The organism is Haloarcula rubra (genome assembly GCF_019599465.1).
Classification (GTDB): Archaea; Halobacteriota; Halobacteria; order Halobacteriales; family Haloarculaceae; genus Haloarcula; species Haloarcula rubra.
The window spans coordinates 104,522-130,247 of the sequence record NZ_RKLR01000004.1; the positions used below are offsets into that span (position 1 = coordinate 104,522).

Sequence of the window (25,726 nt, forward strand, 5' to 3'; positions counted from 1 at the left end):
CGCAGACAGTCCAAGAGTGTTTAGGGAGCGCGCTCGTCCAGCATCGGCATGATTCTCCATGCCACGCCGACCGAGAGGACCGACAGCGCGACCGTCGCCAGCACGAGCGTGAGTCCGGGGTCGTAGCGAAGCGGCGGGTAGTAACCGAACCCGTAATCCACGAGGTCGTTACCGAGTGCGACGACGAGCGCCGTGAGGAGCGCCCCGCGGGTCGTCCGGCCGTAGTGAGGGACTAACAGCCCCTCGGCGACGAAGCCGACGTGCGTCACGATGATGCCGAAGTACGCCCACGGCTCCGGGAAGTACGCGTCGAAGCCGAGGTTGAGCGCCACGAACGTCCAGAGCCCCATCTTCAGGAGCCAGACGAGCGCGATGGTGTGGAGGTACGCCAGCGGCAGGTTCGTCGGGACGTCGTCCAGCGAACGCCCGAGGAAGGGCAGCAGCGTCGCGAGCGACAGCGTCAGCAGGAACAGGGCCGTCGGCGAGTCGGCGTACAGCGGCCAGAGGAACGTCGAGACGCCCGGCATCGTGTCGACGTAGTACCTGACGCCGACGAGAATACCGACGACGTTGACCACGACCAGCCACACCAGACTCGGCGTGTTCTCCAGATAGTACCGCGCGTAGCGGCGCGGCAACGGCCCCCGCTCGGTGTCCATGGTCCTTTTCGGCCCCGGCGGGCGGAAACCCTGTCGGTCCCGGCGTGGCGAGTATTGCGCTCTGAATGCCCGACGGCAAAAGGGTGTCGGCGAAAGCTTATGTGTGTCACTAGCACACGTAGAGGCGTACCGATGTTCGAACAGTTCTCCCGCGGCTACTACCTCGGCCGCCTCTACGTCGAACCACGGCGAGACGGGGCGGCCGCGATGTGTCGGGACCAGCACGAGCGAGTCAACCAGCAACTGTACGCCTCCGGAGACGGGGTCGAGCGCACAGACCTCCCGCTGGTGATGAAACTCGGCTCCCGTCACTTCCCGGTGCACGGCGACGAACGGGTGCCGGCAGACACCCTCGCCGTCCCGGACGACGTGCTCGAATCTGCGAACGTGCGGAACCCGCCCAGCCTCCGCGAGGTGTTCCTCGCGAAGGCCGACTACGCGGCCCGACTGCTGTCGGTGACAGACGCGACTTCGGCACTGCCCGACAGCGCCGTCTGAGGGCAACCACTTTTAAGCCCGTCCCAGTCCGCAGTCCAGTCGATGCTGGACCGGTTGCTGGGGCGCGCCTCGCTCAAGGAGCGCGTCGCAGAGCTCGAAGAGGAGAACCGCCACCTCGAACGGCAACTCGACGCCGAGGAGGAGCGCCGCGCCGAGGCGTCGACGGCCCGACAGCAGGCCGAAGCCGAGGTCAACCGGCTAGAGGACCGCGTCACCGAACTGGAGGACCGCGTCGAGCGACTGCAAGTCGACGACGGCGAGTACGCCTACCGCGCCGAGGAGCGCCTCACCGGTCGGCGCGTCGGCGAGGTGCTGGACCGCCTCCAGTCGGTCGAGACGGAACCCGAGGGGGTCTTCACGGCCTACGTCGCCGACGAGAGCGACTTGCCCGGTCCGGTCCGGGACGCCTTCGGCGACCGGGCGTCGCTGGTCGCCCGCGCCGCCCCGTGTCTCGCGGTGACCGACGACGCCGGACTGCTGTCGGCCTGTCTCTCGGTCCCGGTCCCGCCCGAACCGTTCGCGACGTGGGCCGACCGCGTCGAACTGGAGCGGTCGTGGTTCGAACCGGCGGGCCGGTACTCGGTCGCGCTCGTCCGGTCGGACCTGTTCGCCCTCGGCCAGTACGAGGGCGGCGAGCGCACCGCCTTCCACGGTTTCGACGCCGAGCTCAAGAGCCAGCACTCGAAGGGCGGGTTCTCACAGTCCCGGTTCGAACGCCTCCGTGACCAACAGATAGCGAGCCACCTCGACCGCTGTCGCGCCGCCATCGAGGAGGTCGACCCCGAGACGCTGTACGTCGTCGGCGAGGGGTCGGTCATCCACGAGTTCGGCGACGCCGCCGCGGTCACCCGCACCGTCGACGCGACCGGCGAACCGGAGGCCGCGCTGGCCGACGCCACCCGGTCGCTGTGGACGGTCCGCCTGCGGGTCCCCTGACGCCCGCCACAGGCCGAAGATTCAAGCCGCCCGCCGCGGGCAAGAACTGTATGAGCAAGCGCATTCTGGTCCCCGTCGACGGGTCCGACCAGGCGAAGGCCGCCTCCGAGTTCGTCGTCGAGAACCACCCCGACGCTACCGTCGTCCTCCTGCACGTCATCAACCCGGCCGAGGCCGGGTACAGCGCGCAGGCGTCCGTGCCCTCGTTCTCCGAGGAGTGGTACCAGCAGAAGCAGGCGGCCGCCGAGTCGCTGTTCGACGACCTCGAGGCGACGGCCCACGACGCCGGCGTCGACTCCGTCGAGCGAGTGCTGGAGGTCGGCCGGCCGACCCAGACTATCGTCGACTACGCCGACGACCACGACATCGACCAGATCGTGATGGGGAGTCACGGTCGGTCGGGCGTCTCGCGAATCTTGCTCGGGAGCGTCGCGGAGACGGTGGTCCGCCGGGCGACGGTGCCCGTGACGGTCATCCGCTGACGTCGGGCGTCACCGCGAGCGACAGCACTCACGCGTCGCGAGTCGGCGTGACCGTCGCTGGTCTGCCGCGGTCAGGCGTGCGCAATCGCGGCTCACCTGCCGCGGTCGACAGTGCGCAATCGCGGCTCACTTGCCGCTGTCGAGCGTGCGCAATCGCGGCTCACCTGCCGCGATTACGCGTGCCGCACGATGTGGACGTCGTACCGCGGGTCCTCCGAGACGGGCGCACCGACGCTGGAGACGGGCGAGGAGACGCGCCCCGCGTTCTCGCTGCCGATGAAGACGATAGAGGCGTCGACGTCGTTCGCGACCGACCGGATGGTCCGAACCACGTCGGTGGTGATGGAGGCCATCGAACTGACGTCTTCGGGGACTTCGGCGCGGAACTCCGCCTCCGGCGCTATCTCGGCCACGCGCTCGCGGAGGGTGTCGGCGATGGCCTCCGGGTCGAACGGGTCGTTCGGCGAGAGCCAGTTTCGCTCTAACGCGTAGTCGGGTTCGTCGGGGACGACGACCAGTGCGAGGACGTCCTCGTCCCGATACTCCGAGAACTCCGTCGCGCGTTCGAGGGCGGCTTGTGAGAGGTCCGAACCGTCGAAAGGAACGAGCAGTACCATAGCGGGAACTCGACAGGGAACGGCTTAAAATCCCACGCCCGGCGTCGCTCCGCTCGTTCAGAAGATGTTGGCCTGCTGGTAGACGCTGATGCCGTCCATCGTAATCTCGTAGGGTTTCGTCTCCCGGGAGTGGTTCGCGTTCCGAATCTTCTGAATCTCGACGGCCAGCCGCGTCTCGCGAGTCTCCGAGCGGACGTACTGGAGGATGAACACGCCGTCGGTCAGGTACTCGATGACGCCGTGCCGGGAGGCGTAGGGGTTGTCCTCGCTGGCTTCGGAGGTGAGCATCGTCGTCACGCCGGCGTCCTTCAGCGACCGCGTGAAGTCGAACACCTCGGTCCGGCGCTTCGAGGGCTTGTCGTACATCATCTCCAGCAAGGAGACGGAGTCGAGCACCAGTCGGTCCGCGTCGAAGTCCTCGACGAGGTCGGGGAGTTCGCCCCGGATGTTGTCGAGGCTGTTCGCCATCTCGACCGGGTCGAGGTCGACGACGGCCAGTCGCCCCTCGGCCTCGTACTCCTCGAACCCCCACCCGCGGTCGTCGGCGGTGTCCATGATCGCCTCGTGTGACTGTTCGAGCGTGATGAACACACAGCTCTCGCCGTTCTGGAGGCCGTGGTGGAGGAACTGCAGGCCGAACGTCGTCTTCCCGGTGCCCGCAGACCCGATGGTGACGAGGAGGTGTCGGCGGGGAATCCCGCCCTGTATCATCCGGTCGAGCCCCTCGATACCGACGTCGATGCGCGGGATGTCGGAGTCGAAGTCCTCGTCCTCGAAGTCGGCGCCACCGCCGCCGCCGCCACCGGGGTCACCGGCGGACTCGAAGGCCGAGGCGAAGTCGTCGTCGAACAACCCGCCCCCGCCGGACTCGTCGAAGGGACTCTCGCCGCCGCTGGCGTCGTCGAACGGGCTGTCACTGCCGGCGCCACCCGGCGAGTCGTCGCCGGCATCGCCGAACGGGCTGTCCCCACCGCCGCCGTCGAACGGGCTGTCGCCACCGCTGTCGTCGAAGGGATTGTCACCGTCGAAGGGACTGTCCTCAGGCTCCGTATCGGCCGAGTTCTCGTGCTCCGTGTCGTCGTCACCCTCGACGGCGCTCTCGAACCAGTCGTCGTCCTGTCGCTCGTCGTCGCTCATCGCCCCAACCACCGGCCACAGACCCGGGCCATGGGGTGCAATTCACGTCCACGCAAATATAACCTTGCCGTCGTGGAGGGTTTATAATCGCCCGCGGGGAAGACACGGCAATGACCGTCGGTATCGTCGCCCAGCGAGACAACGACCGGGCGATGTCGCTCGCCAGCAGACTGACCGGCCGCCTCGCCGACGTCGGCGAGTCGGTGGCCGTCGACCAGACGACCGGCGCGGCGCTCGACGACCACGAGGCGTGGGACGCCGTATCGCCGTCGACGCGGCCGGTCGAGGAGATGCGGGACTGTGACCTCGTCGTCAGCATCGGCGGCGACGGCACGTTCCTCTACGCCGCACGCGGTGCCGGGTCGACGCCGCTCATGGGCGTCAACCTCGGCGAGGTCGGCTTTCTGAACGCGCTGGCTCCCGAGGAGGCCGTCGAGACGGTCGTCGCCGAGGTCGAACACATCCAGAAGACCGGGAGCGCTCGCACGCGAGCGATGCCGCGCCTCCGGGCCAGCGGTCCCGGGTGGGAGCTCTCCCCGGCGCTCAACGAAGTGGTCGTGCAGGGCTCACACCGTGGCTCCGGCGGCGGTGGGACCTTCGAGGTGCGGGTCGACGGGTCGCTGTACACCAGCGGACACGCCGACGGCGTGCTCGTGGCGACGCCGACCGGTTCGACGGCCTACAACCTGAGCGAGGGCGGGCCGCTCGTCCACCCCGACGTCGCGGGGCTGGTCGTGACGGGGATGGCCGAGGCCGACGGGATGCCGCCGCTGGTCGTCGACGCGGACAGCGACGTGGTCGTGACGCTGACCGACGCAGAAAGTGGGGTCGTGGTCAGTGACGGACGGGTCCGCGAGGAGATAACGCCGCCGGAACGCGTGACGCTGTCGCGGGCGAGCGAGCCGATTCGGCTGGCCGGGCCACCGCTCGATTTCTTCACCGCCCTCGGGAAACTGGGTTAGCGGCGGCCGACGGCGTAGAGGACGGGCGCGACGGCGAGCAGTACCAGTCCGAACAGCTTGTACTGGAACGGGGAGGCGAGGACGCTGCCGGCGTTGGGCTCCATCGCCGCCGCGGGGGTGATGAGCAGCAGCGCCCCGATAGCGATGGTGTGGACGCCCAGCATCCGGAGCGAGCGCATCGGGAGGATGCCGACAGCGCCCACGACGAACCCGAGGAGCAGGATATCACCGATGGTGTAGTTCAGCAGGAAGCTGTCGATGACTTGCAGCGGTGGCGCGAGCATTCCTATCCCGAATCTGGCCGTGACGCAATCTTTAAAGTTCCGTTCCGTCACCGCTCGTCGGTGCGCTCTCGGAGCAGTCGCCGACGACGTCTCGGCCGAAGTAGCGGGGCTCAGACCGTGACGAATAGTTATATGTACGCGGCTAGCAGTACACAGTACCGTGTCAGATTCCACTGCGGATGCGACCGTCCTCGTCGTCGACGACGAAGAGGAGGTCGCAGACGTCTATGCGTTGCGACTCCGCAACCAGTACGAGACGGAGACGGCCTACGGCGGCGAGGCCGCGCTGGACCGGGTCGACGAGGACGTCGACGTCGTCCTCCTGGACCGACGGATGCCGGACATCTCCGGCGACGACGTCCTCGCGGAGATACGGGACCGCGACATCTCGACCCGCGTCATCATGATAACGGCGGTGGACCCGGACTTCGACATCATCGACATGCCGTTCGACGACTACCTCTGTAAGCCGGTCGAGAAAGCGGACCTCGTGGCGGCTATCGACCAGCAACTGGCCGCCCGCCGGTACGACGACAGACTCGCGGAGTACCTCGAAGTCACGTCGAAACTCGCGCTACTGGAAGGGGAGAAGACGCCGCAGACGCTCGAAGACAGCGACGGGGTCGAGTCGCTCCAGCACCGTGCGGAGGAACTCAAGTCGGAGATGGACGAGGCGCTCTCGGAGTTCGAGAGCATCGACACGGCGTTCAAGGAGATCGGCCGCCGCCCGAGCTGACGCCGTCAGGTGTCGCCGACGGGCGTGTAGAGGACGTACCCGCTCGCCTCTGTAGCGACCGTTCTGAGCCGGAACGAGGCCGCGCCACCGCCCGTCTCACAGGTGACGACGGCGTCGTATCCGTCCGCGTCGAGGCGGTCGCCGTCCGCAGCCTCGGCACCGGTGACGAGCACGGCCTCCGAGAGCGGCGTCCCCGCCAGTTGGCCGGCCGGCACGTCGAACGTCGTGGCGAACGCCTCGTTGGCCGCCCTGACGACCGGCCCGTGGCCCTCGTCGGCGTAGTAGAGCACCGGGTCCGGGTGACCGTCGAAGAGGTCCGCCGGTTGCGGGGCCGGCGTCGACGACTCCTCGACGTCGACGGTCATCGTCTCGTCGTCCACCTCGACGTCGTCCGCGGTCCGGAGGAAGTGTACTACGGCGCCGAGGCCGCCGCCGAGAGCGACGCCGAGTCCGAGACTGACCGGTCGCGAGACGGGGAGGGCCGCTACCGTGTCGACGACGAACATGAGCGCAGCGAGGGTGACGGCTCCGGCGCCGATGTAGCCGACGGCGACGACGAGGCTACCGAACCGACCGGACGCCGCGGCGTCGTCACCGGAGGTGTCGTCCATTCTACTCCCGAGTCGTCGGGCCACGAGTTAACCTTTTTCGAGACGCCGCCAGCGACAAGACATATGCGTCTCTCCGCCGTACGTGACGGACGTGTCCACCGACACAGACAGGCGCGCCCGCGTCCTCGTCGTCGACGACGAACACGACGTCGCGGACACGCAGGCGCTCCGACTCCGCGACCACTACGAGACGACCGTCGCGTACGGGGGCGAGGCGGCGCTGGAACTGGCGGGGCCGGACGTCGACGCGATTCTGCTGGACCGCCGGATGCCGGACGTTCACGGTGACGAGGTCCTCGAACGCCTCCGTGACCGCGGCTACGACGGCGTGGTCGTCATGCTGACCGCGGTGGACCCGGACCTGAACATCCTCGAGATGTCGTTCGACGACTACCTCCGGAAACCGGTCGACCAGGAGACGCTGTTGTCCACGCTCGACCAACACCTCGACCCGCCGGGCGAGGACGAGCGACTGGACGAGTTCTTCGAGATAACGTCGAAGATTACCGTACTGGAGGCCGAGCGGTCGGCCACACAGCTAGACGACAGCAGCGAGTACGCCGCGCTCGTGGAGCGCGCCGACGAACTGGAGTGGCAACTTCGGACCGAACTCGACGACTTCGACGACATCGTCGAGACGTACCGGTCTATCACCCGCAACACCGGGTAATCAGAGGGCGAACAGGCCGTCTCGAACCAGTTTGAGTCCGATGACTGCGAGCAACAGCTCATCACCACGACTGCGAGGGTCGGCGCGAAGAGCGTCGCCAGTACGGCCGTGCTGACGATGGCGTAGCCGAAGCCTGCGGTCCCCTTCACCAGCCCACTGAGGAAGACGACGCCGAACACCGTCGCGAGCGTCGCCGGTGGGAATCCGCCGACTGTGGTGAGTTGGAGCATCTGGTCCGACGGGGGCAACGTACCCCGGCCCGGGAGATAAAGTCACGTTCAGAAATTCGGTTACACGACGAAACGTCGTAGCGTCACGAGTCGGCGGAATCCGCGACCAGGAGTTCGCTCTCCATGTATGACTCGATGGCGGTCCGCAGTTCCGGCAGCGGGTTGTCGTCCCGCGTCGCGTTCTGGAGTGTGATGCCCTCCAGCGTGGTCAACAGGAACTGTGCGGTGCGTTCCGGATCGACGTCTCTGAACACCCCGTCCTCGATACCCTCCTCGACGAGTGCCGCGATGCGGGCGGTGAACTCCCGGTCCGTCTCCGTGAACTTCGCCCGGAAGTCCGGGTTACGGACCGCCTGTGCCCGCAGTTCGACGTAGGTCGCCAGGATGTCCTCCTGTTCCGGCATCCCCCCGGCCGTGGGGAAGTCCCCGAGGAGGAGGCCGAAGAACGTCCGGAGGTCTTTCGCCGGGTCACCGGACGACTCTAGCTTGAAGACGCGGTCGAACTCTTCGAGGGTGAACTCCAGAAACGAGAGCAACAGGTCCTCTTTCCCGTCGAAGTGGTGGTAGAACGTCGACTTGCTGAGGTCGGCCTCGTCGGCGATACGCTGGATGGAGAGTCCCGCGTAGCCGTGTTCCTGCAGTGCACAGAACGTCGCACGCATTATCGCTTCGTGCGAGTCCTCGGGTTCGCCCGCGAACGGAAGCGCGTCGGTCATCCCGACCGAATATTCGTTCGGTAGGCAAAAGTGCTTCGTACCACTCGCTAACCGGAACGTTGATGTTTGACCGAACGTTCGTTCGATACGAGATGAACGACTGGAGGGTCGGGCTCGACGACACCTGTGGCCCGCACGCGGACCCGTCCGCCCGAACGACCCCCGTATCGCCCGAAGAATCCCGCTCTCTCCCCGTACCTATCCAATGAGACTCCGAACACCACTGACGCTGACCGTCGTCGCGCTCTTGCTCTCCGCCGGGACGGCCGCCGCGGCGGTGACCGGGAGCCCCGACATCGACGTGACGCTCGCAGACAACACCGTCTCGCCCGGCGAGGAGACCACGCTCGACGTGGTCCTCGTCAACACGGGCGACCTCGACACGGGATCGTCCAGGAACCCGAGTCTGAACAGCGAGGTGACGACGGCACGTGGACTGACTGTTGGACTCGGATCGCGTGATGCACCAATATCCGTCAGGACCTCCCGTCAATCGATCGGATCGCTGGTTGCGGGGCCACCCGAGACGGTCTCTTTCGATGTAAGTATCAAAGACGGTGCCAAGCCTGGCACATATCGAGTCCCGGTTTATTTATCTTATAAATACACGAACTTCATCTCGGAAACTGAAGGCACGCGAGACCAGGCCTCGGTGACGACTACGGAATACGTCACGGTTCGCGTCAGCGACGAGGCCACCTTCGACGTGACGAACGTCGAGTCCGCCGCTCGCGTCGGGTCGACCGGCACGGTCGCCGTCACCGTCGAGAACACCGGCGACGAGGCCGCGCGTGACGCCTCTGTGACTCTCGCCAGCCGGAATCAGGACCTCAGCGTCAGTGGCGGCACCGAAGGGTCGCGCTACGTCGAGGTCTGGGAGTCCGGCGAACAGCGGACCTTCCGCTACCGGGTCGGTGCCGCCGGGAGCGCCGAACCCGAGCCGTACGAGTTCGGCTTCTCGGTCGCGTTCGACGACGCGGACGGCGTCCGCACGCAGTCCGTCGGGTCGTCGGTCGGTATCGCCCTCGACCCCGAACAGACGTTCTCCGTGACCGACGTCGACAGCGACGTCCCAGTCGGAGCCAGCGGCACCTACGAGGTGACGCTCCGGAACGACGGGCCGACTCGCGTCGAGTTCGCGACGGTCACGCTCACGACACAGAGCAGCGACGTCTCGTTCGGTCGCTCGTCCACGGCCACGCAGTTCGTCGGCACGTGGGAGCCCGGTGAGACCCGCACGGTCAGGGTCAAGACCAACGCGAGTTCGGACGCCGAGCGACGCGTCTACGCCCTCTCCGCGAAGGTCGGTTATCAGGACCCCGAAGGCGACTCGGGGGCGAGCGACGACATCCCGCTCGGTCTCCAGCCCCAGCCGGAACAGCAGTTCGGCCTCTCGAACGTGACCGCCTCGCTGCAGGCCGGCGAGGACGGTCGGCTCGAAGCCACGCTGACCAACGAGGGGCCGCGAGTCGCCAACAACGTCGTCCTGAACTGGGACAGCGACCACAGCAACCTCTCGCCACAGGAGACCCAGTACGCCGTCGGGGACCTCGAACCCGGCGAGTCGGCGACGGTCAGTTTCGGCGTCGATGCCTCCGAGAGCGCCGACGCGGGCCCGCGACAGTTCGACTTCAGCACCGTCTACCGCGACGCTACCGGTGACCGCCACGAGGGCGACACGATGGAGGTTCGCGCCGACGTCGCGGGGAGCGAAGACGAGTTCACCATCGAAGCCGCCAACACGACGGTCGGGGCCGGCGGCGCGGCGACCATCGAACTCACCGTGACCAACGCGGAGGACGTGCCGCTGACCGACATCTCGGCGAAACTGTTCGCCGACTCGCCCATCTCGGTCACCGACGACGAGGCGTACGTCGACCGCCTCGAACCCGGAGCGTCGGCGACGCTGCGCTTCGGTATCAGCGCCAGCGGCGGGGCGATGGAGAAAGACTACCCCGTCTCGCTGGACTTCCAGTACGAGGAACCCGACGGCGACACGCCGGTCTCGGACACCTACCGCGTCGCTGTCGGCGTCACGTCCCAAGGCGGCGGGGGTGGCCTGCCGCTCTCGACCATCGGCGCCGTCCTGCTCGTGAGTCTCCTCGCTATCGGTGGCTACGTCAGGTTCCGTTAAGATGGACTACCAGCGGTACATCGACTGGGCGGACGACCGCATCGTCGAGGACTCCCGTCGCGTCGTCCTGACGTTCCTCGTCGTGACGCTCGTGTTCAGCGCCGGACTCGGCAACATCTCGACGAACGCCGGGACGTCGCAGTTCACCACGGGTCTGCCGGCCGAGGAGGCGTTCGAGCGGGTCAACACGGAGTTCTCGCCGACGTTCTCGCCGGACACGGGCAACACTCAGCTCATCCAGGAGGGCAACAACGTCCTCTCGAGAGACGCCCTCCTGCGGATGTTGCGGGCGCAGGAACGCCTCGAAGACCACCGGGACCTCCGGGTCACCGGCACGTCGAGCGCCGCGAGCATCGTCGCCCAGCGACTCGACCCGTCGGCACGGACCACCGAGGCACAGATACGCGCCGTCGAGTCCGCCACCAGTAGCGAGATAGACGCCGCCGTCCGGCGGGCCGCCGACCAGAACCCGCAGTTCACCTCGCTCGTGAGCAGCGACTTCAACCGCGGGTCCGCGTCGGCGTCGGCGACGCTCGGCCTCGTGACCCACGAGATTCCGGCCGGCATCTCCTCGGGGTCCGGGCAGGGCGGGTCGAGTCCGCTGACGAGCATCCAGCGGCAGGCCCAGTTCACCGTGCAGTCGGCCGGCCACGGGACCATCACGGTGTTCGGGTCGGGCATCGTCGCCGCGGAGTTCTCGAACGTCGTCTTCGACTCGCTCGTCCTCACGGTCCCCGCGGCGGTCATCTTCATCCTCCTGTTTCTCTCCATCGCCTACCGTGACCTCGCGGACATGGCGCTCGGCCTGATAGCGCTGTTCATGGCCATCGTCTGGACGTTCGGGTTCATGGGGCTGGCCGGCATCCCGTTCTCACAGATGCTCATCGCGGTGCCGCCCCTGTTGCTGGCGGTCGGCATCGACTTCGGCATCCACGCGGTCAACCGCTATCGCGAGGAACGGCAACACGGGACGGGCATCGACGAGTCGATGCGCATCACGACCGACCAGTTGCTCGTCGCCTTCTTCATCGTCACCGGGACGACGGTCATCGGGTTCGCGGCCAACCTCACGAGTTCACTGCCGCCGATTCGGGACTTCGGGTTCGTCGCCGCCATCGGCATCACGTTCACGTTCTTCATCTTCGGCGTGTTCCTGCCCGCCGCGAAGGTGGAACTCGACACCCTGCGCCAGCGCTACCCCATCCCGACGTTCTCCGAGCGCCCCCTCGGCTCCGAGGACTCCGCGCTCGGCGGGGTCCTCCGGGGCGGCGTCGCCATCGCCGAACGCGCGCCGGTCGTCTTCCTCCTCGTGACGCTGGTCGTCACGGCCGGCGCGGGCGTCTACGCGACGGGCATCTCCACCTCGTTCTCGCAGGACGACTTCCTGCCACCCGAGGACAACGCCGACTGGATACAGTCCCTCCCCGAACCGTTCGCCCCGAGCGAGTACACAGTCACCGAGCGGACGAACTTCCTAGAGGAGAAGTTCGACTCGACACAGAGCGGGCAGGCGACCATCTACGTCGAGGGGCCGATGCGGAAGGACTCGGCCCTAGAGCAGATACATCGGGCCGGCGACGACCCGCCGGACACGTTCGTCCGCGAGGACGGCCGGGCGGCGTCGACGTCCATCGTCACCGTCATCCAGGACCGGGCGGCGCGTGACCCCGAGTTCCGGCGACTGGTCGAGCGCAACGACGCCAACGACAACGGCGTCCCCGACGACAACCTCGAAACCGTCTACGAGTACCTGCTCGACTCCTCCTCGCGCGACCGGGCGCTCGACTACCTCAGCGAGGACTACCGGAGCGCCCGGGTCGTCTACACCGTCGAGGCCGGCGCGAGCGACAGCGAGGTGACCGAGGACGCCAGGGAAGTCGCGGAGGACTTCCGCTTCGAAGCGACGGCCACCGGCTCTATCGTGGTCTTCCAGGCCGTCTCCGACGTCATCCTCGAGTCGGCGGTCCAGTCGCTGGCCATCGCGCTGGCGGGGGCGTCGGTGTTCCTCGTGTTCATCTACTACGTGCTGGAGGGCCGGCCGTCGCTGGGTATCGCCAACGTCGTCCCCGTCGTCGTCACCGTCGCCCTGCTCGCGGGGACGATGCGGTTCCTCCGGATACCGTTCAACGCCATCACGGCGACGATGCTCGCCATCACCATCGGGTTGGGCGTGGACTACTCCGTCCACGTCACCCACCGATTCGCCGACGAGATGCACGAGTACGACCTCGTGACCGCGCTCGACCGGACGGTCAGAGGGACCGGCGGCGCGCTGCTGGGCAGTATGCTCACCACCGTCTTCGGCATCGGGGTGCTGGCGCTGGCGGTGTTCCCCGCCATCGGGCAGTTCGGCATCCTGACGGCGCTCTCTATCGCCTACGCCTTCCTCACGTCGCTGCTGGTCCTCCCCTCGGTGCTGGTCGTCTGGGACCGCGTCACCAACTCCGACCACCCACTCCGGCGACTGCTGGACCTCGGTGGCCCTCGGCGACCCGTCCGGCCGACCGAGGGCGACGACTGAGCGCCCCGGTCTTGTTCCCCGGCTACACGCCACTGAAGGCTTTATCCGGGGCCACCGCTAGCCTACCGGTATGACCCACGTCGTCATCATCGGTGCGTACGGGAGCGCCGGCGCGGCCACCGCCGGCGAACTCGTAGACGCGGACGGAATCGAACTCACACTCATCGACAACGGCGACCCCGGTGGCGGCCTCTGTATCCTCGAAGGCTGTATGCCCTCGAAAGAGGTGCTCTCGGCCGGGGCCCACCGCTTCCAGGCGCGACACGACCACCGACTGGTCGGCGACGTGCCCGACGTCGATCTGGAGGCCGTCGTCGAGACGAAGAACGAGCGTACCCGTGGGTGGGCGGGCCACCGGCGCGACTCTATCCACGAGATGGCCGAACGCGACCACGTGGAGTTCGTCCACGACACGGCCACGCTCGTCGACGACCACACGGTTCGGGCCGGCGGCGAGGAGTACGAGGCCGACTACGTCGTCGTCGCCACCGGGTCGAGCGTCAACGTCCCCGACCTCCCCGGTATCGACGAAGTGGACTACATGACCAGCAAAGACGTCCTCCACGCCACCGAGTTCCCCGACTCGGGCATCGTGATGGGCTTTGGCTACATCGGGATGGAGATGGTCCCGTACCTCGCCGAGGCCGGCGGGATGGAACTCACCGTCGTCGAACACGACGACCGCCCCATCGACGAGGCCGACCCCGAGTTCGGCGACGAGGCCCGCCGTATCTACGAGGACAACTGGGACATCACGATTCCGACGAACTGCTACGAGCAGCGCCTCGAACCGACCGCGGACGGCGGGGTTCGCCTCTACGTCGAGTTCGAGGACGGTAGCGAGGAGACCTACGAGGCCGACCAGCTGTTCCTGTTCACCGGCCGCCGCCCGACCCTCGAAGGCCTGGGGCTCGAAAACACGTCAGTCTCGGCCGAGGGCGACTGGGTCCGCGAGACGATGCAGACGGTGGACGCCGACCACGTCTACGCCGTCGGCGACGTCAACGAGAAGGAACCAATCCTCCACGTCGCCAAAGAACAGGGCTTTACCGCCGCCGAGAACATCCTCCGGCAGGAGGCCGGGGCGGAGCCACAGGCCTACGAGAACGTCCACCACCACGTCATCTTCTCCGGACTGGGCATCTACCCCTTCGCCCGGGTCGGCCACAACGAGCAGACGGCCCGCGAGGCGGGCTACGACGTCGTGACGGCGACCCGGCAGGCCAGCGACGACGGCGTGTTCAAGTCGAAGGACGTGCCCGAGGGACTCGCGAAACTCGTCGTCGACAGCGAGGACGGCACCGTCCTCGGCTGGCAGGGCCTGCACTACCACGCCGACAGTTTCGCGAAGACGCTACAGATAGTCGTCGAGATGGGGCTGGACGTGCGTGACCTGCCCGACCGGGCGTACCACCCGACCCTGCCCGAGAACCTCGACGGCCTCATCCGCGACTGCGTGGCCGAACTGGACGACTAATCACCCGTCGACGGGTAGTTCTGTATCTCGACGAACTCGGTCGCGCCGCAGGCCGTACACTCCTCGGGCGGCGTGTAACTGTGGTCCGGCGGGTCGCCGTGGACGGTGCCCGCGAAGACGGCGTGACACTGCTCGCAGACGTACTCCTGTGGTCGTTCTGGCTGGTGCGCCATGTCGTGTAATTGGCCCTACACGTTCAAAAGCGTGTGTCTGCCACCCGTCCGCGCTCACCCGACCGTGAGGCCGTGGATCTCGAACCGTGCGCCGCCGCCCTCGCTCTCGGCTATCGTGACTCGTGCGCCGTGGGCCTCGGCTATCTCCGCGACGATTCTGAGTCCGAACCCCGTCCCGCCGTCGCTGGTGGTGTAGCCGCTCTCGAACACTTTCTCTCGCTCGTCCTCGGGGATACCGGGGCCGTCGTCGGCGACGTAGAGGCCGTCGCCGTTCGACAGCACGCCGACGCGGACGTCGACGCCGTCGTCCTGCCCGTCCGTCGACCCGTGTTCGACGCAGTTCCGAAAGAGGTTCTCGAACAGTTGCTGGAGACGGCTCTCGTCGCCGGAGACGGTCGCGGACTGGTCTGTGACGGTCAGCGTGGCGTGCTCGCTCTCGACGACGGCCCACGCCTGCCGACAGAGGGTCTCCAGTTCGACGGTGCTCGTCTCGACGACCTGCGTCCCCGAGCGAGCGAGCGTCAACAGGTCGTCGATGAGCGCGTCCATCCGGGTCAGCGCTCGCTGCATCCCGACGACGTGGTCCGGGTCGCCGTCGTACTCCTCCAGCAGGAGTTCGAGGTGGCCGGTGGCGACGTTGAGGGGGTTCCGCAGGTCGTGCGAGACGACGCTCGCGAAGTCGTCCAGCCGGTTCCGTTCCCGCGTGAGGTCACGCTCGCGGCGCTCGCGCTCCAGTTCGTAGCTTATCCAGTTACCCATCAACTCGACGAGCGTCACCTCCCAGTCGGCGAACGCCTCCCGTCTGGGGTCGCGGTCGTAGAAACAGAACGTCCCGTACACCTCACCGTCGACGACGACGGGCATCCCGACGTAGCAGGCGATTCCCATCTCGGTGAAGCCGGCGCGGTCGGTCAACTCCGGAGAGTCGGCGGCGATATCTTCGAGGACGAGCGTCTCCCGTTCGACGATGGCGCGCTCGCAGTTGGTCGACGCGAGCGGAATCACGTCGCCGGGCTGTGTCTGTCCGGTCGGGTCCCGGACGGCCTCGAAGACGTAGTCCGACCCCTCGACCCGCGAGAGCGCGCCGAACTCCGTCCCGAGGGCCTCCCGACCCACGTCCAGGAGGTGGTCGACCTTCTCCTCGAAGGGGGTCTCTTTCTCGGCGATGACGCGGTACATCTCCGTCAGAACTGCCTCTCGCTCGGCGAGTGAGTCCTCGCGCTCACGGCGGGCCGTGACGTCTCTGAAGTACACGGAGAGGCCGCTGTCCGAGGGGAACGCTCTGACGTCGAACCACGTCTCTAACGGTTCGTAGTACGCTTCGAGCGTCTCGGGTTCCTGGGTCTCCATCGCGCGGTGATAGAGGTCGTAGAACGCCGTGTCGACGGCCTCCGGGACGACGTCCCAGATTCGGCGGCCGACCAGTCCCGACGATACCTCGTCCGCACCGGCGGCCTCACGGAGTATCTCCCGGCCCCGGTCGTTGAGGTAGGTGAACCGCCACTCCTCGTCGAGCGCCAAGAACGCGTCGGTCATCCGCCCGAGGATGGCCTCGCGGTCGGCCTGTTCGGTCGTGGCTGCGCGAACCCGGTCGGCCAGCACGGCCGCCTGTTCCTCCAGCGGGGCCTTGAGGACGTAGTCGGTCGCCCCCGCGGCGAGTGCGTCGCTGGCGATAGCCTCGCTCCCGTCGTCGATGAACAGCACGACCGGCAAGTCCGGATGTCGCTCGCGGACGCTCCGGAGCAGGTCCAGTCCAGTGCCGTCCGGGAGCGTGTACTCCGTGACGAGACAGTCGATAGGGTGCTCTCCGACGAGGTCGACCGCCTCCGCGACGCTCTCGGACGAGACGACATCGACCGTCTCGTCTGCCGCCGACAGCGCCGTCCTGACCGCTGTCACCGCGTCCGCGTCGGGGTCGACGTACACCACCCGCATGGTGCCGTGGTGGTCGTGTCCGGATGGCTCAGCGCCAGCCACGGCGTCGTGCATACGGACCTTTACAGGTAAAGCCGTATATTCATGTGGGTTCGTCTCGGCCGGCCGACTCGTCCGCCGGCGCACGCGCGGCCAACACCGGCATCTCCGCGAGGCGCTCCGGCGACAGGGCCCCCCAGTCGACGCCCGCCGGGCGGTCGTACGGCGCCTCCGCCTCGACGGTTCGCTCTGGCGTCACGACGTACTCCATCGGCACGTCGTGGGCGTCGACGGGGACCTCGGCGTCCGTGACGGCACCCGACGGACCGCCGACCACCTGCAGTTCGTGGACCGTCGTCAGTGTCGGCGTCGCCTCGTCGACGAGGCCCAGTTCGTGAAGGACCGCGTACTCCAAATCGCTGAACCCCTCGCCCTTGCCGACGCGAGCGCCGTCCTCGGTGACGGCCACGGACCCCGACACCACGAGGTCCACCTCGCCGACGGCCTCTGGCCCGACCTGCCGGGCGTGGTCCACGACGTTCGACACCGCCGGGGCGGCGTCTATGTCCGCCAGTTCCGCGGGGTCGAGTTCGTAGAAACACTCCGCCTCACGCAGTCGCGGGACGGCCATGTAGACGGTCTTGCCCGCACGCAGGGCGGCACGGCGGAGCGGGAGTTGCGGCGAGTCGGGGTTCGCTTTGATACGCTCTGCGTCCGCCCAGACGGCCGTCTCGGTCACTCGCTCGGCGGCCCGGTCGGCCCCCTCGAAGTTGGGTATCCTGTCGTGGGGCGGGAACGGGAACCGGGCGACGCCGGCGTCTTCGAGCGCGTCCCACACCCGGTCGCGTATCGCCTGCTTGTCCATGGTCGACACTCGGCTGTCGGCCGCAAAAGTGGTCTGTCTCCCTAGCTCACCAGCCGACCGGCGTGGGTCGTCGGGTCGAGTTCGGCGAGACGGGCGCCGCAGTCGGTGCAGGCCACCGCCACGACCTCGTGGACCCCACAGCAGGAGGTCTGGACCTCGTTGGCGCGTTCGACCCGGCCCCCGCAGGCCGGACAGACGGTCCGGTGTGAGCGCACCGTCTCCAGCATGTTCACGCGCTGTTCGAGGGGGACGTCCGTCCACCGGTCGGTCCAGTCGGTGAGTGCCTCGTGAGCGGCCACGTCCACGCGGAGGGCGCTCCACGAGGGCCACTCGCGGATGCGGTTGCCGACCGTCACCGACGGGTAGGGGTCGCGTTCGACCGTCACGTCGGCCGACTCGGTCCCGAAGGCGTCCGCCAGCGGGTCGGTCAGGTCGGCGTCGGCGGGGCGGGCGTCGAGTTCGTCGCTCACCGCCGCGGCGAACCCGTCGGTGAGTTTTCGGCCGTCGCCAGCGTCGGTCAGCACCCCTTCGTCGGCGAGAAAGGCGTCGGCGTCGACCGCGTTCTCGCGGTGGTGGCGGACCTTCTCGAGCGTCTCGAAGTCGTCGGGTTCGGTCGGCGCTGGCGCTTTCCCGAACGCCCGCAGGACTCGCTCTGGCAGGTACGTCTGTGTCAGTCGCGGCGTCCCCGGGACGAGATACCCACGGAGGGCGATGGCGACGAGCGAGACGACGGCGACGACGGCGGCGAGTTCGACGGCCACGACCGCCACGAGAGCGGTCAGAATGCCCGCGATAGCGACGTTCACGACGGTACACGGCCAGCAGCGGTTCTCGCCGGTGTGGTCGGGGTTGCGGAGTCGGTCGAGCAGCGACGACTCGTCGAGAGACATTGGCGTGTGGTACCGTCTCCAGCGGCAAAAGCGTACGTCGGCGACAGTCCCCGTCGGTCACTCCGGTTCGATTCGCACCGTCGTCTCGGCCGCCAGTCCCTTCCCGTCGGCGTCCGCGACGTCGATGTACGCGCCGAGGGTGTACTCGCCCGGGTCCGCGGGCTCCCACTCCGTCTCGCTCACTTTGAACAGCCCGGTCCAGCGGCGGAGGAACTGCTTGCGTTCGCCCCGGTCGAAGGTGTAGACGCGTTCCTCGTCGGGGAGCGACTCGGGGACCCGCGAGGCCTCGGCCGCGCCGTCGACGTGCCACGTCCACAGGCGCGGCGTTCGCGTGCGGACGCTGATGGGGAACGGGAACGTGTTCCGCAGGGTCACTTTCACCGGCACGTCCGTCCCCGCAGGATAGGACGACTCCGGCGTCTCGACGGTGACGGTCAACGCCCGATAGCGGAGCCACGTCGGCACGAGCAAGCGACTCAGCGACTCGCCGGGCACCGACCGCATCGCCGCGGGCTCGGGCGCGTCGTCACGCTCACGCGGCGTGAACACGTCGTCGTCCCGCTTGAGCGCCTGAGAGTCGTAGATGCGGCGCATTGGTGGCTATACCCGGTGGAATCGTGAAAACGTTGTGGTGGTCAGTCGTCGGCGACGGCGTCACCGCCGTCCGTCGTGCCCGTCGGGTCGTCGGCGTAGGCCTCGTCGTGGAGGTGGCAGGCGATGCGGTGGGTGTCGCCGGTCCCGACCGCCCGCGGTTCGTCGGTCTCACACGGCGAGACGAACGCCTCGTTCAGGTGTGCGGATGCGCCGTCGACGTCGCCGTCGTGGAGGCTGTCGATGGCCGTCGAGAGGGCGGCCTCCGCGTCGGGGTCCGAGAGCCGGTCGGGCAGACCGAACTCCTCGCGGACCAACCCGTCGAGGACGCCTCTGGACGCCGTCTCCGGGTCGGACTGCTCCTCCTCGGTGACGGCGGTCAGCGAGTCGACGCCGTCGGCCTCGACCGCCCGCAGTTTCAGGTCCATCACCGAGCGCCAGACCGACTGTTCGAGGTCGTACTCCTCGGGCTGGATGACCTTCGGACAGCGCGTGTGGAACCGACAGCCCGAGGGCGGGTTCAGCGGCGACGGCACCGTTCCCGGGAGGAATATCTGGTCGCCCTCCCACAGCGGGTCCGGTTCCGGCACCGCCGACAGCAGCGCCTCGGTGTAGGGGTGGTACGGCGGTTCGAACACCTCCTCGGTCGTCCCGACTTCGGCGAACTCGCCGAGGTACATCACCGCGATGCGGTCGGAGATGTGTTCGACCACGCTCAGGTCGTGGGCGATGAAGATGTACGAGAGGCCGTACTCGTCCTGCAGGTCCTCCAGCAGGTTCAGAATCTGGGCCTGCACGGAGACGTCCAGCGCCGACACCGGCTCGTCACAGATGATGACCTCCGGGTCGACGGCCAGCGCCCGGGCGATGCCGATACGCTGGCGCTGGCCCCCGGAGAACTCGTGGGGGTAGCGGTGGGTGTGACTGGAGTTCAGCCCCACCGTTTCCAGCAGGTCGTAGATGCGCTGTTCGCGGGCCTCGCCCTCGGCGATGCCGTGGATGTCCAGCGGTTCGCCGATGATGTCGCCCACGGTCAGCCGCGGGTTCAGACTCGCGAACGGGTCCTGGAAGATGTACTGCAAGTCCTTCCGCAGGTCCCGGAGGTCGCTAGACCCCATCTCCGTGAGGTCCTCGCCCCGGTAGTACACCGACCCGTCGGTTGGTTCGGTGAGTCGCAGGAGCGCACGGCCGAGCGTGGTCTTCCCACACCCGCTCTCGCCGACGACGCCCAGCGTCTCGCCCTCGTGGAGTTCGAGGTCGACGCCGTCGACGGCCTTCACCTGCTGGTTGTTCCCCAGCAGGGTGTCGACGAACCCGCTACTGGAGTCGTAGTACTTCTGCAGGCCCTCCACGCGGAGGATGGGGTCCTCACCGGGCATCCTGCCCCTCCTCTAGGAGCGGGTCCTCGCCCTCGACGGACACCTCGAATTCCAGTTCACCCTCCAGGTCGCCGGTGTACTCCAGACACGCCGCGGCCCGGTCGTCGGCCGCCGTCGCCGCGTCGCCCGTCTCCGGGTCGACCAGCGGTGGCTGTTTCTGGGCGCAGGACTCCTCGGCGTACGGACACCGGGGGTGGAACGCACACCCCGGTGGCACGTCGACGAGGTCGGGCATCGTCCCCGGAATCGTCTGGAGGCGGTCGCGCTCGTCGCCGATGCGCGGAATCGAACTCATCAGTCCGACCGTGTAGGGGTGTTTCGGGTCGTAGTAGAGGTCCTCGACGGGGGCTTTCTCGACGGGCCGGCCCGCGTACATCACCATCACGCGCTCGCATATCTTCGCGACGACGCCGAGGTCGTGGGTGATGAGTTGGACGGCGGTGTCGAACTCGTCGGCGAGGTCCTGAATCTGGTCCAGAATCTTCGCCTCCGTGGTCACGTCCAGCGCCGTCGTCGGCTCGTCGGCGATGAGCAGGTCCGGGTCACACGACAGCGCCATCGCGATGACCGCCCGCTGTTGCATCCCGCCGGAGAACTCGTGGGGGTAGTCGTCGTACCGGCTCTCGGCGTCGGGGATGCCCACCCGGTCGAGCAACTGGATGGTCCGGTCGCGGGCCTCGGCGTCGCTGTAGTTCAGGTGGTGGCGAATCGCCTCGGATATCTGCTCGCCGACCGAGTAGACGGGGTTGAGCGCGGTCTGGGCGTCCTGGAATATCATGGCGATTTCGTTGCCACGCACCGAGCGAATCTCCGCCTCGCTCATCTCCAGCAGGTCCTCGCCCTTGAACAGAATCTCGCCGCTCTCGATGCGGCCGGGGTCCTCGATGAGGCGCATCAGCGAGAGCGCGGTGACGGACTTCCCGGCCCCACTCTCGCCGACGACGCCGAACGTCTCCCCGCTCTCGATGCGGTACGAGAGGTCGTCGACGGCGGTGACGACCCCGTCCTCGGTGTAGAAGTTCACCGTGAGGTCGTTGATCTCGAGGAGCGTCATCCGCCGCCTCCCTGCCCGACGTTGCCGACTTCCTGCGCGTCCAGCGCGTCGTTGACGCCGTCGCCGATCATGTTCATCGCCATCACGAACAGGAAGATGGCGCCGCCGGGGAAGACGGTGGCCCACCACGGGATGGAGCCACCCGGCCCCTGGATGAGCGTCTCTCGGGTCTGGTCGAGCATCGTCCCCCACTCGGGGGTGCCCGGTTCGAAGCCCAGACCGAGGAAGCCCAGCGCCGCGACGCCGATGACGACGGTGCCGATAGAGAGCGACGCCTGCACGATGAGCGGCGCCATCGCGTTGGGCACGATGTGGCGGAAGATGACCGAGCGGTCACGCGCACCCAGCGCCTGTGCGGCCAGAACGTACTCGTTCTCCTTCACGGAGAGTATCTCCCCGCGGATGAGGCGGGCGTAGCCGGCCCACCCCGGGACGGAGAAGGCGATGACGAGCGGCCAGTAGCCGCCGCCCAGCAGGGCGACGATGACCAGCGCCAGCACCAGTCCGGGGAACGCGAAGATGACGTCGACGAACCGCATCAGAATCTCGTCGACCCAGCCGCCGTAGTAGCCGGCGACGGCGCCGTAGGCGAGGCCGAACGTCGCCGTGATGCCGACGACGACGAAGCCGATGGAGATGCTGAGTCGGCCGCCGACCAGCACCCGCGAGAACAGGTCGCGGCCGGAGGCGTCGGTGCCCATCGGGTGGGCCAGCGTCGGCGGGTCGTACCGGCCGACCGTCGACCCGGGTTCGAGGTACAGAATCGTACTCGGGTCGTACGGGGCGATAGAGAAGGGCTGGACGGTGATACCCGCTATCGTCACCGGGCGGGCGAAGAAGGACAACAGCGCCATCGCGGCGACGACGTAGACGCCCAGCATGGCGACTCGGTTGTGGCGGAACCGGCGCAGGGCGCGCCGCCATCGGCTCTCGGTACCACCTGTCGTCGCTTCGGACCAGTCCGACAGGTCGTCTCGTTCGGTCACGCGGTCCGTGTCGAATCCGGTTACCCGGATGCGTCCTCGTTCAGTAGACATGGTCAGTCGTATCGAATCCGTGGGTCGAGAACCGCATAGAGGATGTCGGCCACCAGGTTCGCCAGGATGATGGCGACGCCGATGAACAGCGTAATCCCCAGAATGAGGTCTATCTCTCGGTTGCTGACGGCGCTGATGAGCGCTCGGCCGAGACCCGGCCAGCCGAACACCTGTTCGACGACGACCGACCCCGAGACGATGCTCGCGGTCAGGAACGCGGCGACGGTCGTCACCGAGATGAGCGAGTTCCGCAGGACGTGCTTGAGCACGACCGTTCGCTCCGGCAGCCCCTTCGCTCGGGCGGCCGTGACGTACTCCTTGTTCATCTCCTCGGCCATCGAGGAGCGCATGATTCGCATCAGCGTCGACGCCGAGGCGGTGCCGATGGTGATACCGGGCAACAGCAGGTACCAGAGCATCTCCGGCGAGTACAGCGCCGTCCGTGGCGCGAGCACCGGCCAGAGGTTCAACGTCAGTGCGCCGACGAGGATGAGCATCAGTCCCAGCCAGAAGTTCGGGATGGAGATGCCCGAGAGGGCGAGGAACCGGCTGACGTGGTCGCCGAGTTCGTCCTTCCGGACCGCGGCGTAGATGCCGGCGGGGACGGCGATGATGACTGCGAACACCCAGCCGAAGAGGCCCAGTGCGATGGTCTCGGGGAGTCGCTCCACGATGACGGTGCTGACGGCCCGGTCCGTGGCGATGACTTTGCCGAAGTCCCCTTGCAGGACGCCGACGAGCCAGTCCAGGTACTGCTCCCATATCGGGTCGTTCAGCCCGTATCTGGCGCGGAGCCGGGCCTCCTCGGCGGGGGAGATGTCCGGGTTCAGCGCCACCACCACGTCGACGGGGTCACCCGGGGTTATGTGGACGAGGGCGAACGTGATGACCGAGACACCGAACAGTATCGGGAAGATAAGCAGGACCCGCTTGGCGATGAAGCGTCGGAGGCTCATAGATGGAGGACCGGGTCTGTGTTACCGGTCGAGGTAGGTAATCTGCTGGTCCGTTGGGTTGTACATCGCGTACCCAACTATATCTTGGGTGCTCGGGTAGGTGTTGAACCCCTTGACGTCGTTGTTCACGACGCCGACCAGCGTGCTGTGGGTGCCGTACGAGTTGCCGTTGAGCTCCAGAATCAGCTCCCAGACCTCCTCGTAGCGCTCGCGACGGAGCTGTGGGTCCTGTGCCACCTCGACCCCGTAGCGGGCCTGTCGCATCGCCTCGTTGAGTTCGGGGAAGTCGATGTTCTGGAAGTTACAACACTGGGCGAAGTTCTCGGGACTGTGGACGGACTTGGCGTAGCCGTGCGGGTTGAACCCGCCGGAGAGGCCGATGAAGGCCAGTTTGCCCTGGTCCCAGTAGTCCTGCGAGAGCAGCTGGCTGACGAAGGTGAGGAACTCCTTCGTGTTGACGCTGACGTCGAAGTACTGGGTCCCGTTTATCTCTTGGCTCATCGACTCGGCGATGAGTTCGACGGTCCGGACCCGGTCGTCGTTGTCGGAGTTCGTCTCCAGCGTCACCTCGATGGGGAACTCGACGTCGATCTCGCCGGCGGCTTCGTCGGCCAGTTCGGCGGCGGCCTCTGGCTCGTAGGTGTTGTAGCTCTTGAGGTCCTCGACCATCGCCTCGTAGTCGGTCGACCCGGTTCCGGCCGCGAGCGGCGGGAGCGGGACCCACGCGGGCTTCTCCCAGCCCTGGAAGATGTTCTCGGAGATGCTCTGGCGCGGGATGAGCTTGTTCGCGGCCCGGCGGAGCTTCGCGTTGGTCCACGGTTCGACTTCGACCGGGAACTGGAGGAACGTGTACCCGGCGCCGTTGGTCGGTGCGGTCCGATAGTCTTCGGACTCCCGGTAGTTCGTCAGCGTGCTCGCGGTCAGGCCGAAGGTCATGTCGATCTCGCCGCTCTGGAGCGCGCCGGCCCGCTGTGAGTCCGAGGAGATGATGGCGATGTCGACTTCGTCGACGACCGGGCCGTTCGGGAACTCCGACGGGCCGTCGAACCAGTCTTTCATCTCCGTGTCGAACCAGTAGTTGTCGTTCTTCGCGAACAGGGCGTACTCCTCGTTCTGGAACTCCGCGAGTTCGAACATCCCGGTACCGAGCGGCGTGTTCCCCTGTCGGGGGTCCATGTTCCCGAGCGGGACGTTGTCGGTAATCTCCGAGGGGTACACCGGCAGGCCGCCGAGTTCGCGGATGGCGGCGGCGTCCGGTTCCTGCACGTAGAGGTCGACGGTGTAGTCGCCGTCGGCCGAGATGTGGAGCAGGGAGTCGAACACCTGCCCCGAGAGCGTCGAGTTCTCGATGCGGCCGTAGGAGGCGACGACGTTGGGTGCGGTCAGTTCCTCGTCGTTGTGGAACTGGATGCCCTCGTGGAGCTGGAACTGGAAGTGCATCCCGTAGGTGCCGTCGGCGACGGCGTCGCCCGCCTCGTCGACGGTGAGGACCTGTGCCTCGTCGCCCGCCGACGGGCTGTCGGGGTTGTCGGGGCTCTCGACGACGATCTGCTTCTCGGTGTCGATGTAGACGGCGCCGTCGTCCGTCTCGGCGTACGACACCGTCGTCATGTAGTCGGTGTAGTCGCCCGCCGAGACGTCCTGGACGTCCACCTGCTCGTAGGACTCGGCGAGCCACGGGTAGAGTTCGCCGCTGGCGCTGGTGGTCACCATGCCCTCGAAGAGGAGGTTGTGGAGGATGGAGGCCGTCGCGGACGAACTCTCGGGGAAGTCGAACGTGTCCGGGTTCGCGCCGATAGCCGTCTTGAACGTCCCACCTTCCTGGATGTTCTCGGGGTCCACCGTCACGCGGTCCTGTACCGGGTCGACGGCCCCACCACCGCCGTCACCACCGCCGTTCAGCCCCGAACACCCGGCCATCGAGGCGACGCCGAGTCCGGCGACTGCTTGCATGAGGTTTCGCCGCGAAAGTACGCTGGACAGACCCTGTGGTTTGTTGTCAGTCATGTGATATCACAAACGGTCTATAATGATGGATAAATCCCTAAACAAAAAATTTTGCGCAAATTTACACTGTTGTCTCTCGCGACGTACCCCATATATTGGGAAGTAGGTGCACTAAAACGACTGTCCTCCGGTGGCTGTCGTTCGTGAGCGCGGGTCGGTAAGTACCGAATAATCTCTCACGCCCACCGAC

The 25,726-nt window shown here is 67.2% G+C and carries 25 protein-coding genes; 9 read left to right on the top strand and 16 right to left on the bottom strand.

Annotated features, from left to right (window positions below):
• Positions 1-20 precede the first annotated feature (20 nt).
• Positions 21-659, bottom strand: a complete 639-nt coding sequence (locus EGH21_RS12235; protein ID WP_220618764.1) for a DUF1405 domain-containing protein — start codon at positions 657-659, stop codon at positions 21-23.
• Positions 660-791: 132 nt separating this feature from the next.
• Between EGH21_RS12235 and EGH21_RS12240 the strand changes: the two genes are divergently transcribed.
• From EGH21_RS12240 to EGH21_RS12250, 3 genes are read left to right on the top strand one after another with little or no spacing between them, the layout of a single operon-like run.
• Positions 792-1,157, top strand: coding sequence for a DUF5802 family protein (locus EGH21_RS12240; protein WP_220618765.1), 366 nt, complete (start codon positions 792-794; stop codon positions 1,155-1,157).
• A gap of 42 nt (positions 1,158-1,199) precedes the next feature.
• Positions 1,200-2,093, top strand: a complete 894-nt coding sequence (locus EGH21_RS12245; RefSeq protein WP_220618766.1) for a Vms1/Ankzf1 family peptidyl-tRNA hydrolase — start codon at positions 1,200-1,202, stop codon at positions 2,091-2,093.
• A 50-nt stretch (positions 2,094-2,143) separates the two neighbouring features.
• The gene (locus EGH21_RS12250) at positions 2,144-2,575 is read left to right on the top strand and encodes a universal stress protein (protein ID WP_220618767.1); all 432 of its coding nucleotides are present in this window, start codon (positions 2,144-2,146) and stop codon (positions 2,573-2,575) included.
• Between the two features lie 173 nt (positions 2,576-2,748).
• Here the strand turns inward: EGH21_RS12250 and EGH21_RS12255 are convergent, their stop codons facing one another.
• A complete protein-coding gene (locus EGH21_RS12255) occupies positions 2,749-3,192 on the bottom strand; it encodes a universal stress protein (protein WP_220618768.1) in 444 nt (147 codons plus the stop codon).
• A 57-nt stretch (positions 3,193-3,249) separates the two neighbouring features.
• Complete coding sequence (locus tag EGH21_RS12260) at positions 3,250-4,329, bottom strand: KaiC domain-containing protein (protein WP_220618769.1); 1,080 nt, start codon at positions 4,327-4,329, stop codon at positions 3,250-3,252.
• 110 nt (positions 4,330-4,439) lie between these two features.
• On the opposite strand from EGH21_RS12260, the gene EGH21_RS12265 reads away from it, so the two are divergent.
• Positions 4,440-5,291, top strand: a complete 852-nt coding sequence (locus EGH21_RS12265; RefSeq protein ID WP_220618770.1) for an NAD(+)/NADH kinase — start codon at positions 4,440-4,442, stop codon at positions 5,289-5,291.
• Here the strand turns inward: EGH21_RS12265 and EGH21_RS12270 are convergent.
• A complete protein-coding gene (locus tag EGH21_RS12270) occupies positions 5,288-5,575 on the bottom strand; it encodes a DUF8006 family protein (RefSeq protein ID WP_220618771.1) in 288 nt (95 codons plus the stop codon). The genes EGH21_RS12265 and EGH21_RS12270 overlap by 4 nt on opposite strands.
• A 160-nt stretch (positions 5,576-5,735) precedes the next feature.
• Between EGH21_RS12270 and EGH21_RS24550 the strand changes: the two genes are divergently transcribed.
• Positions 5,736-6,311: a response regulator gene (locus EGH21_RS24550; RefSeq protein ID WP_220618772.1), complete on the top strand. Its 576-nt coding sequence runs from the start codon at positions 5,736-5,738 to the stop codon at positions 6,309-6,311.
• 5 nt (positions 6,312-6,316) lie between these two features.
• On the opposite strand, the gene EGH21_RS12280 is transcribed toward EGH21_RS24550, so the two are convergent.
• Positions 6,317-6,922 carry a hypothetical protein gene (locus EGH21_RS12280; protein ID WP_236035527.1) on the bottom strand — a complete coding sequence of 202 codons (606 nt, stop codon included), beginning with the start codon at positions 6,920-6,922 and terminating at the stop codon, positions 6,317-6,319.
• Between the two features lie 91 nt (positions 6,923-7,013).
• Between EGH21_RS12280 and EGH21_RS12285 the strand changes: the two genes are divergently transcribed.
• Entirely contained in the window at positions 7,014-7,592 is a 579-nt protein-coding gene (locus EGH21_RS12285) for a response regulator (RefSeq protein WP_220618773.1), read from the top strand.
• Between the two features lie 313 nt (positions 7,593-7,905).
• Here EGH21_RS12285 and EGH21_RS12290 read toward each other — a convergent pair whose 3' ends face one another.
• Complete coding sequence (locus EGH21_RS12290; RefSeq protein WP_220618774.1) at positions 7,906-8,538, bottom strand: TetR/AcrR family transcriptional regulator; 633 nt, start codon at positions 8,536-8,538, stop codon at positions 7,906-7,908.
• 205 nt (positions 8,539-8,743) lie between these two features.
• Here EGH21_RS12290 and EGH21_RS12295 point away from each other — a divergent pair, with 205 nt between their 5' ends.
• From EGH21_RS12295 to EGH21_RS12305, 3 genes are all read left to right on the top strand, one after another.
• A complete protein-coding gene (locus tag EGH21_RS12295; RefSeq protein ID WP_220618775.1) occupies positions 8,744-10,672 on the top strand; it encodes a COG1361 S-layer family protein in 1,929 nt (642 codons plus the stop codon).
• A 1-nt stretch (position 10,673) separates the two neighbouring features.
• Entirely contained in the window at positions 10,674-13,193 is a 2,520-nt protein-coding gene (locus tag EGH21_RS12300) for an efflux RND transporter permease subunit (protein ID WP_220618776.1), read from the top strand.
• A 70-nt stretch (positions 13,194-13,263) separates the two neighbouring features.
• Positions 13,264-14,670: a dihydrolipoyl dehydrogenase family protein gene (locus EGH21_RS12305; RefSeq protein ID WP_220618777.1), complete on the top strand. Its 1,407-nt coding sequence runs from the start codon at positions 13,264-13,266 to the stop codon at positions 14,668-14,670.
• Here the strand turns inward: EGH21_RS12305 and EGH21_RS12310 are convergent.
• Genes EGH21_RS12310 through EGH21_RS12355 form a run of 10 tightly spaced genes read right to left on the bottom strand, consistent with a single transcriptional unit; the run spans position 14,667 to position 25,536 of the window.
• Positions 14,667-14,843: a hypothetical protein gene (locus tag EGH21_RS12310; protein WP_220618778.1), complete on the bottom strand. Its 177-nt coding sequence runs from the start codon at positions 14,841-14,843 to the stop codon at positions 14,667-14,669. The two genes, EGH21_RS12305 and EGH21_RS12310, sit on opposite strands and share 4 nt — an antisense overlap.
• A 54-nt stretch (positions 14,844-14,897) precedes the next feature.
• Positions 14,898-16,832 carry a hybrid sensor histidine kinase/response regulator gene (locus EGH21_RS12315; RefSeq protein ID WP_220618779.1) on the bottom strand — a complete coding sequence of 645 codons (1,935 nt, stop codon included), beginning with the start codon at positions 16,830-16,832 and terminating at the stop codon, positions 14,898-14,900.
• A gap of 28 nt (positions 16,833-16,860) precedes the next feature.
• Positions 16,861-17,622 carry a 5-formyltetrahydrofolate cyclo-ligase gene (locus EGH21_RS12320; protein WP_220618780.1) on the bottom strand — a complete coding sequence of 254 codons (762 nt, stop codon included), beginning with the start codon at positions 17,620-17,622 and terminating at the stop codon, positions 16,861-16,863.
• 41 nt (positions 17,623-17,663) lie between these two features.
• Positions 17,664-18,512, bottom strand: coding sequence for a DUF8054 domain-containing protein (locus tag EGH21_RS12325; RefSeq protein ID WP_220618781.1), 849 nt, complete (start codon positions 18,510-18,512; stop codon positions 17,664-17,666).
• 57 nt (positions 18,513-18,569) lie between these two features.
• Positions 18,570-19,106 carry a DUF7974 family protein gene (locus EGH21_RS12330; protein WP_220618782.1) on the bottom strand — a complete coding sequence of 179 codons (537 nt, stop codon included), beginning with the start codon at positions 19,104-19,106 and terminating at the stop codon, positions 18,570-18,572.
• A 41-nt stretch (positions 19,107-19,147) separates the two neighbouring features.
• Positions 19,148-20,482, bottom strand: a complete 1,335-nt coding sequence (locus EGH21_RS12335; RefSeq protein ID WP_220618783.1) for an ABC transporter ATP-binding protein — start codon at positions 20,480-20,482, stop codon at positions 19,148-19,150.
• Positions 20,472-21,536 carry an ABC transporter ATP-binding protein gene (locus EGH21_RS12340; RefSeq protein WP_220618784.1) on the bottom strand — a complete coding sequence of 355 codons (1,065 nt, stop codon included), beginning with the start codon at positions 21,534-21,536 and terminating at the stop codon, positions 20,472-20,474. Before EGH21_RS12340 ends, EGH21_RS12335 begins: the two co-directional genes overlap by 11 nt.
• Entirely contained in the window at positions 21,533-22,573 is a 1,041-nt protein-coding gene (locus EGH21_RS12345; RefSeq protein ID WP_220618785.1) for an ABC transporter permease, read from the bottom strand. The genes EGH21_RS12340 and EGH21_RS12345 overlap by 4 nt, the downstream gene beginning before the upstream one ends.
• A gap of 2 nt (positions 22,574-22,575) precedes the next feature.
• Positions 22,576-23,529 (bottom strand): ABC transporter permease, encoded by a 954-nt coding sequence (locus EGH21_RS12350; protein WP_220618786.1) that lies wholly within the window; start codon positions 23,527-23,529, stop codon positions 22,576-22,578.
• Between the two features lie 21 nt (positions 23,530-23,550).
• Positions 23,551-25,536 carry an ABC transporter substrate-binding protein gene (locus EGH21_RS12355; protein ID WP_236035528.1) on the bottom strand — a complete coding sequence of 662 codons (1,986 nt, stop codon included), beginning with the start codon at positions 25,534-25,536 and terminating at the stop codon, positions 23,551-23,553.
• Positions 25,537-25,726 lie beyond the last annotated feature (190 nt).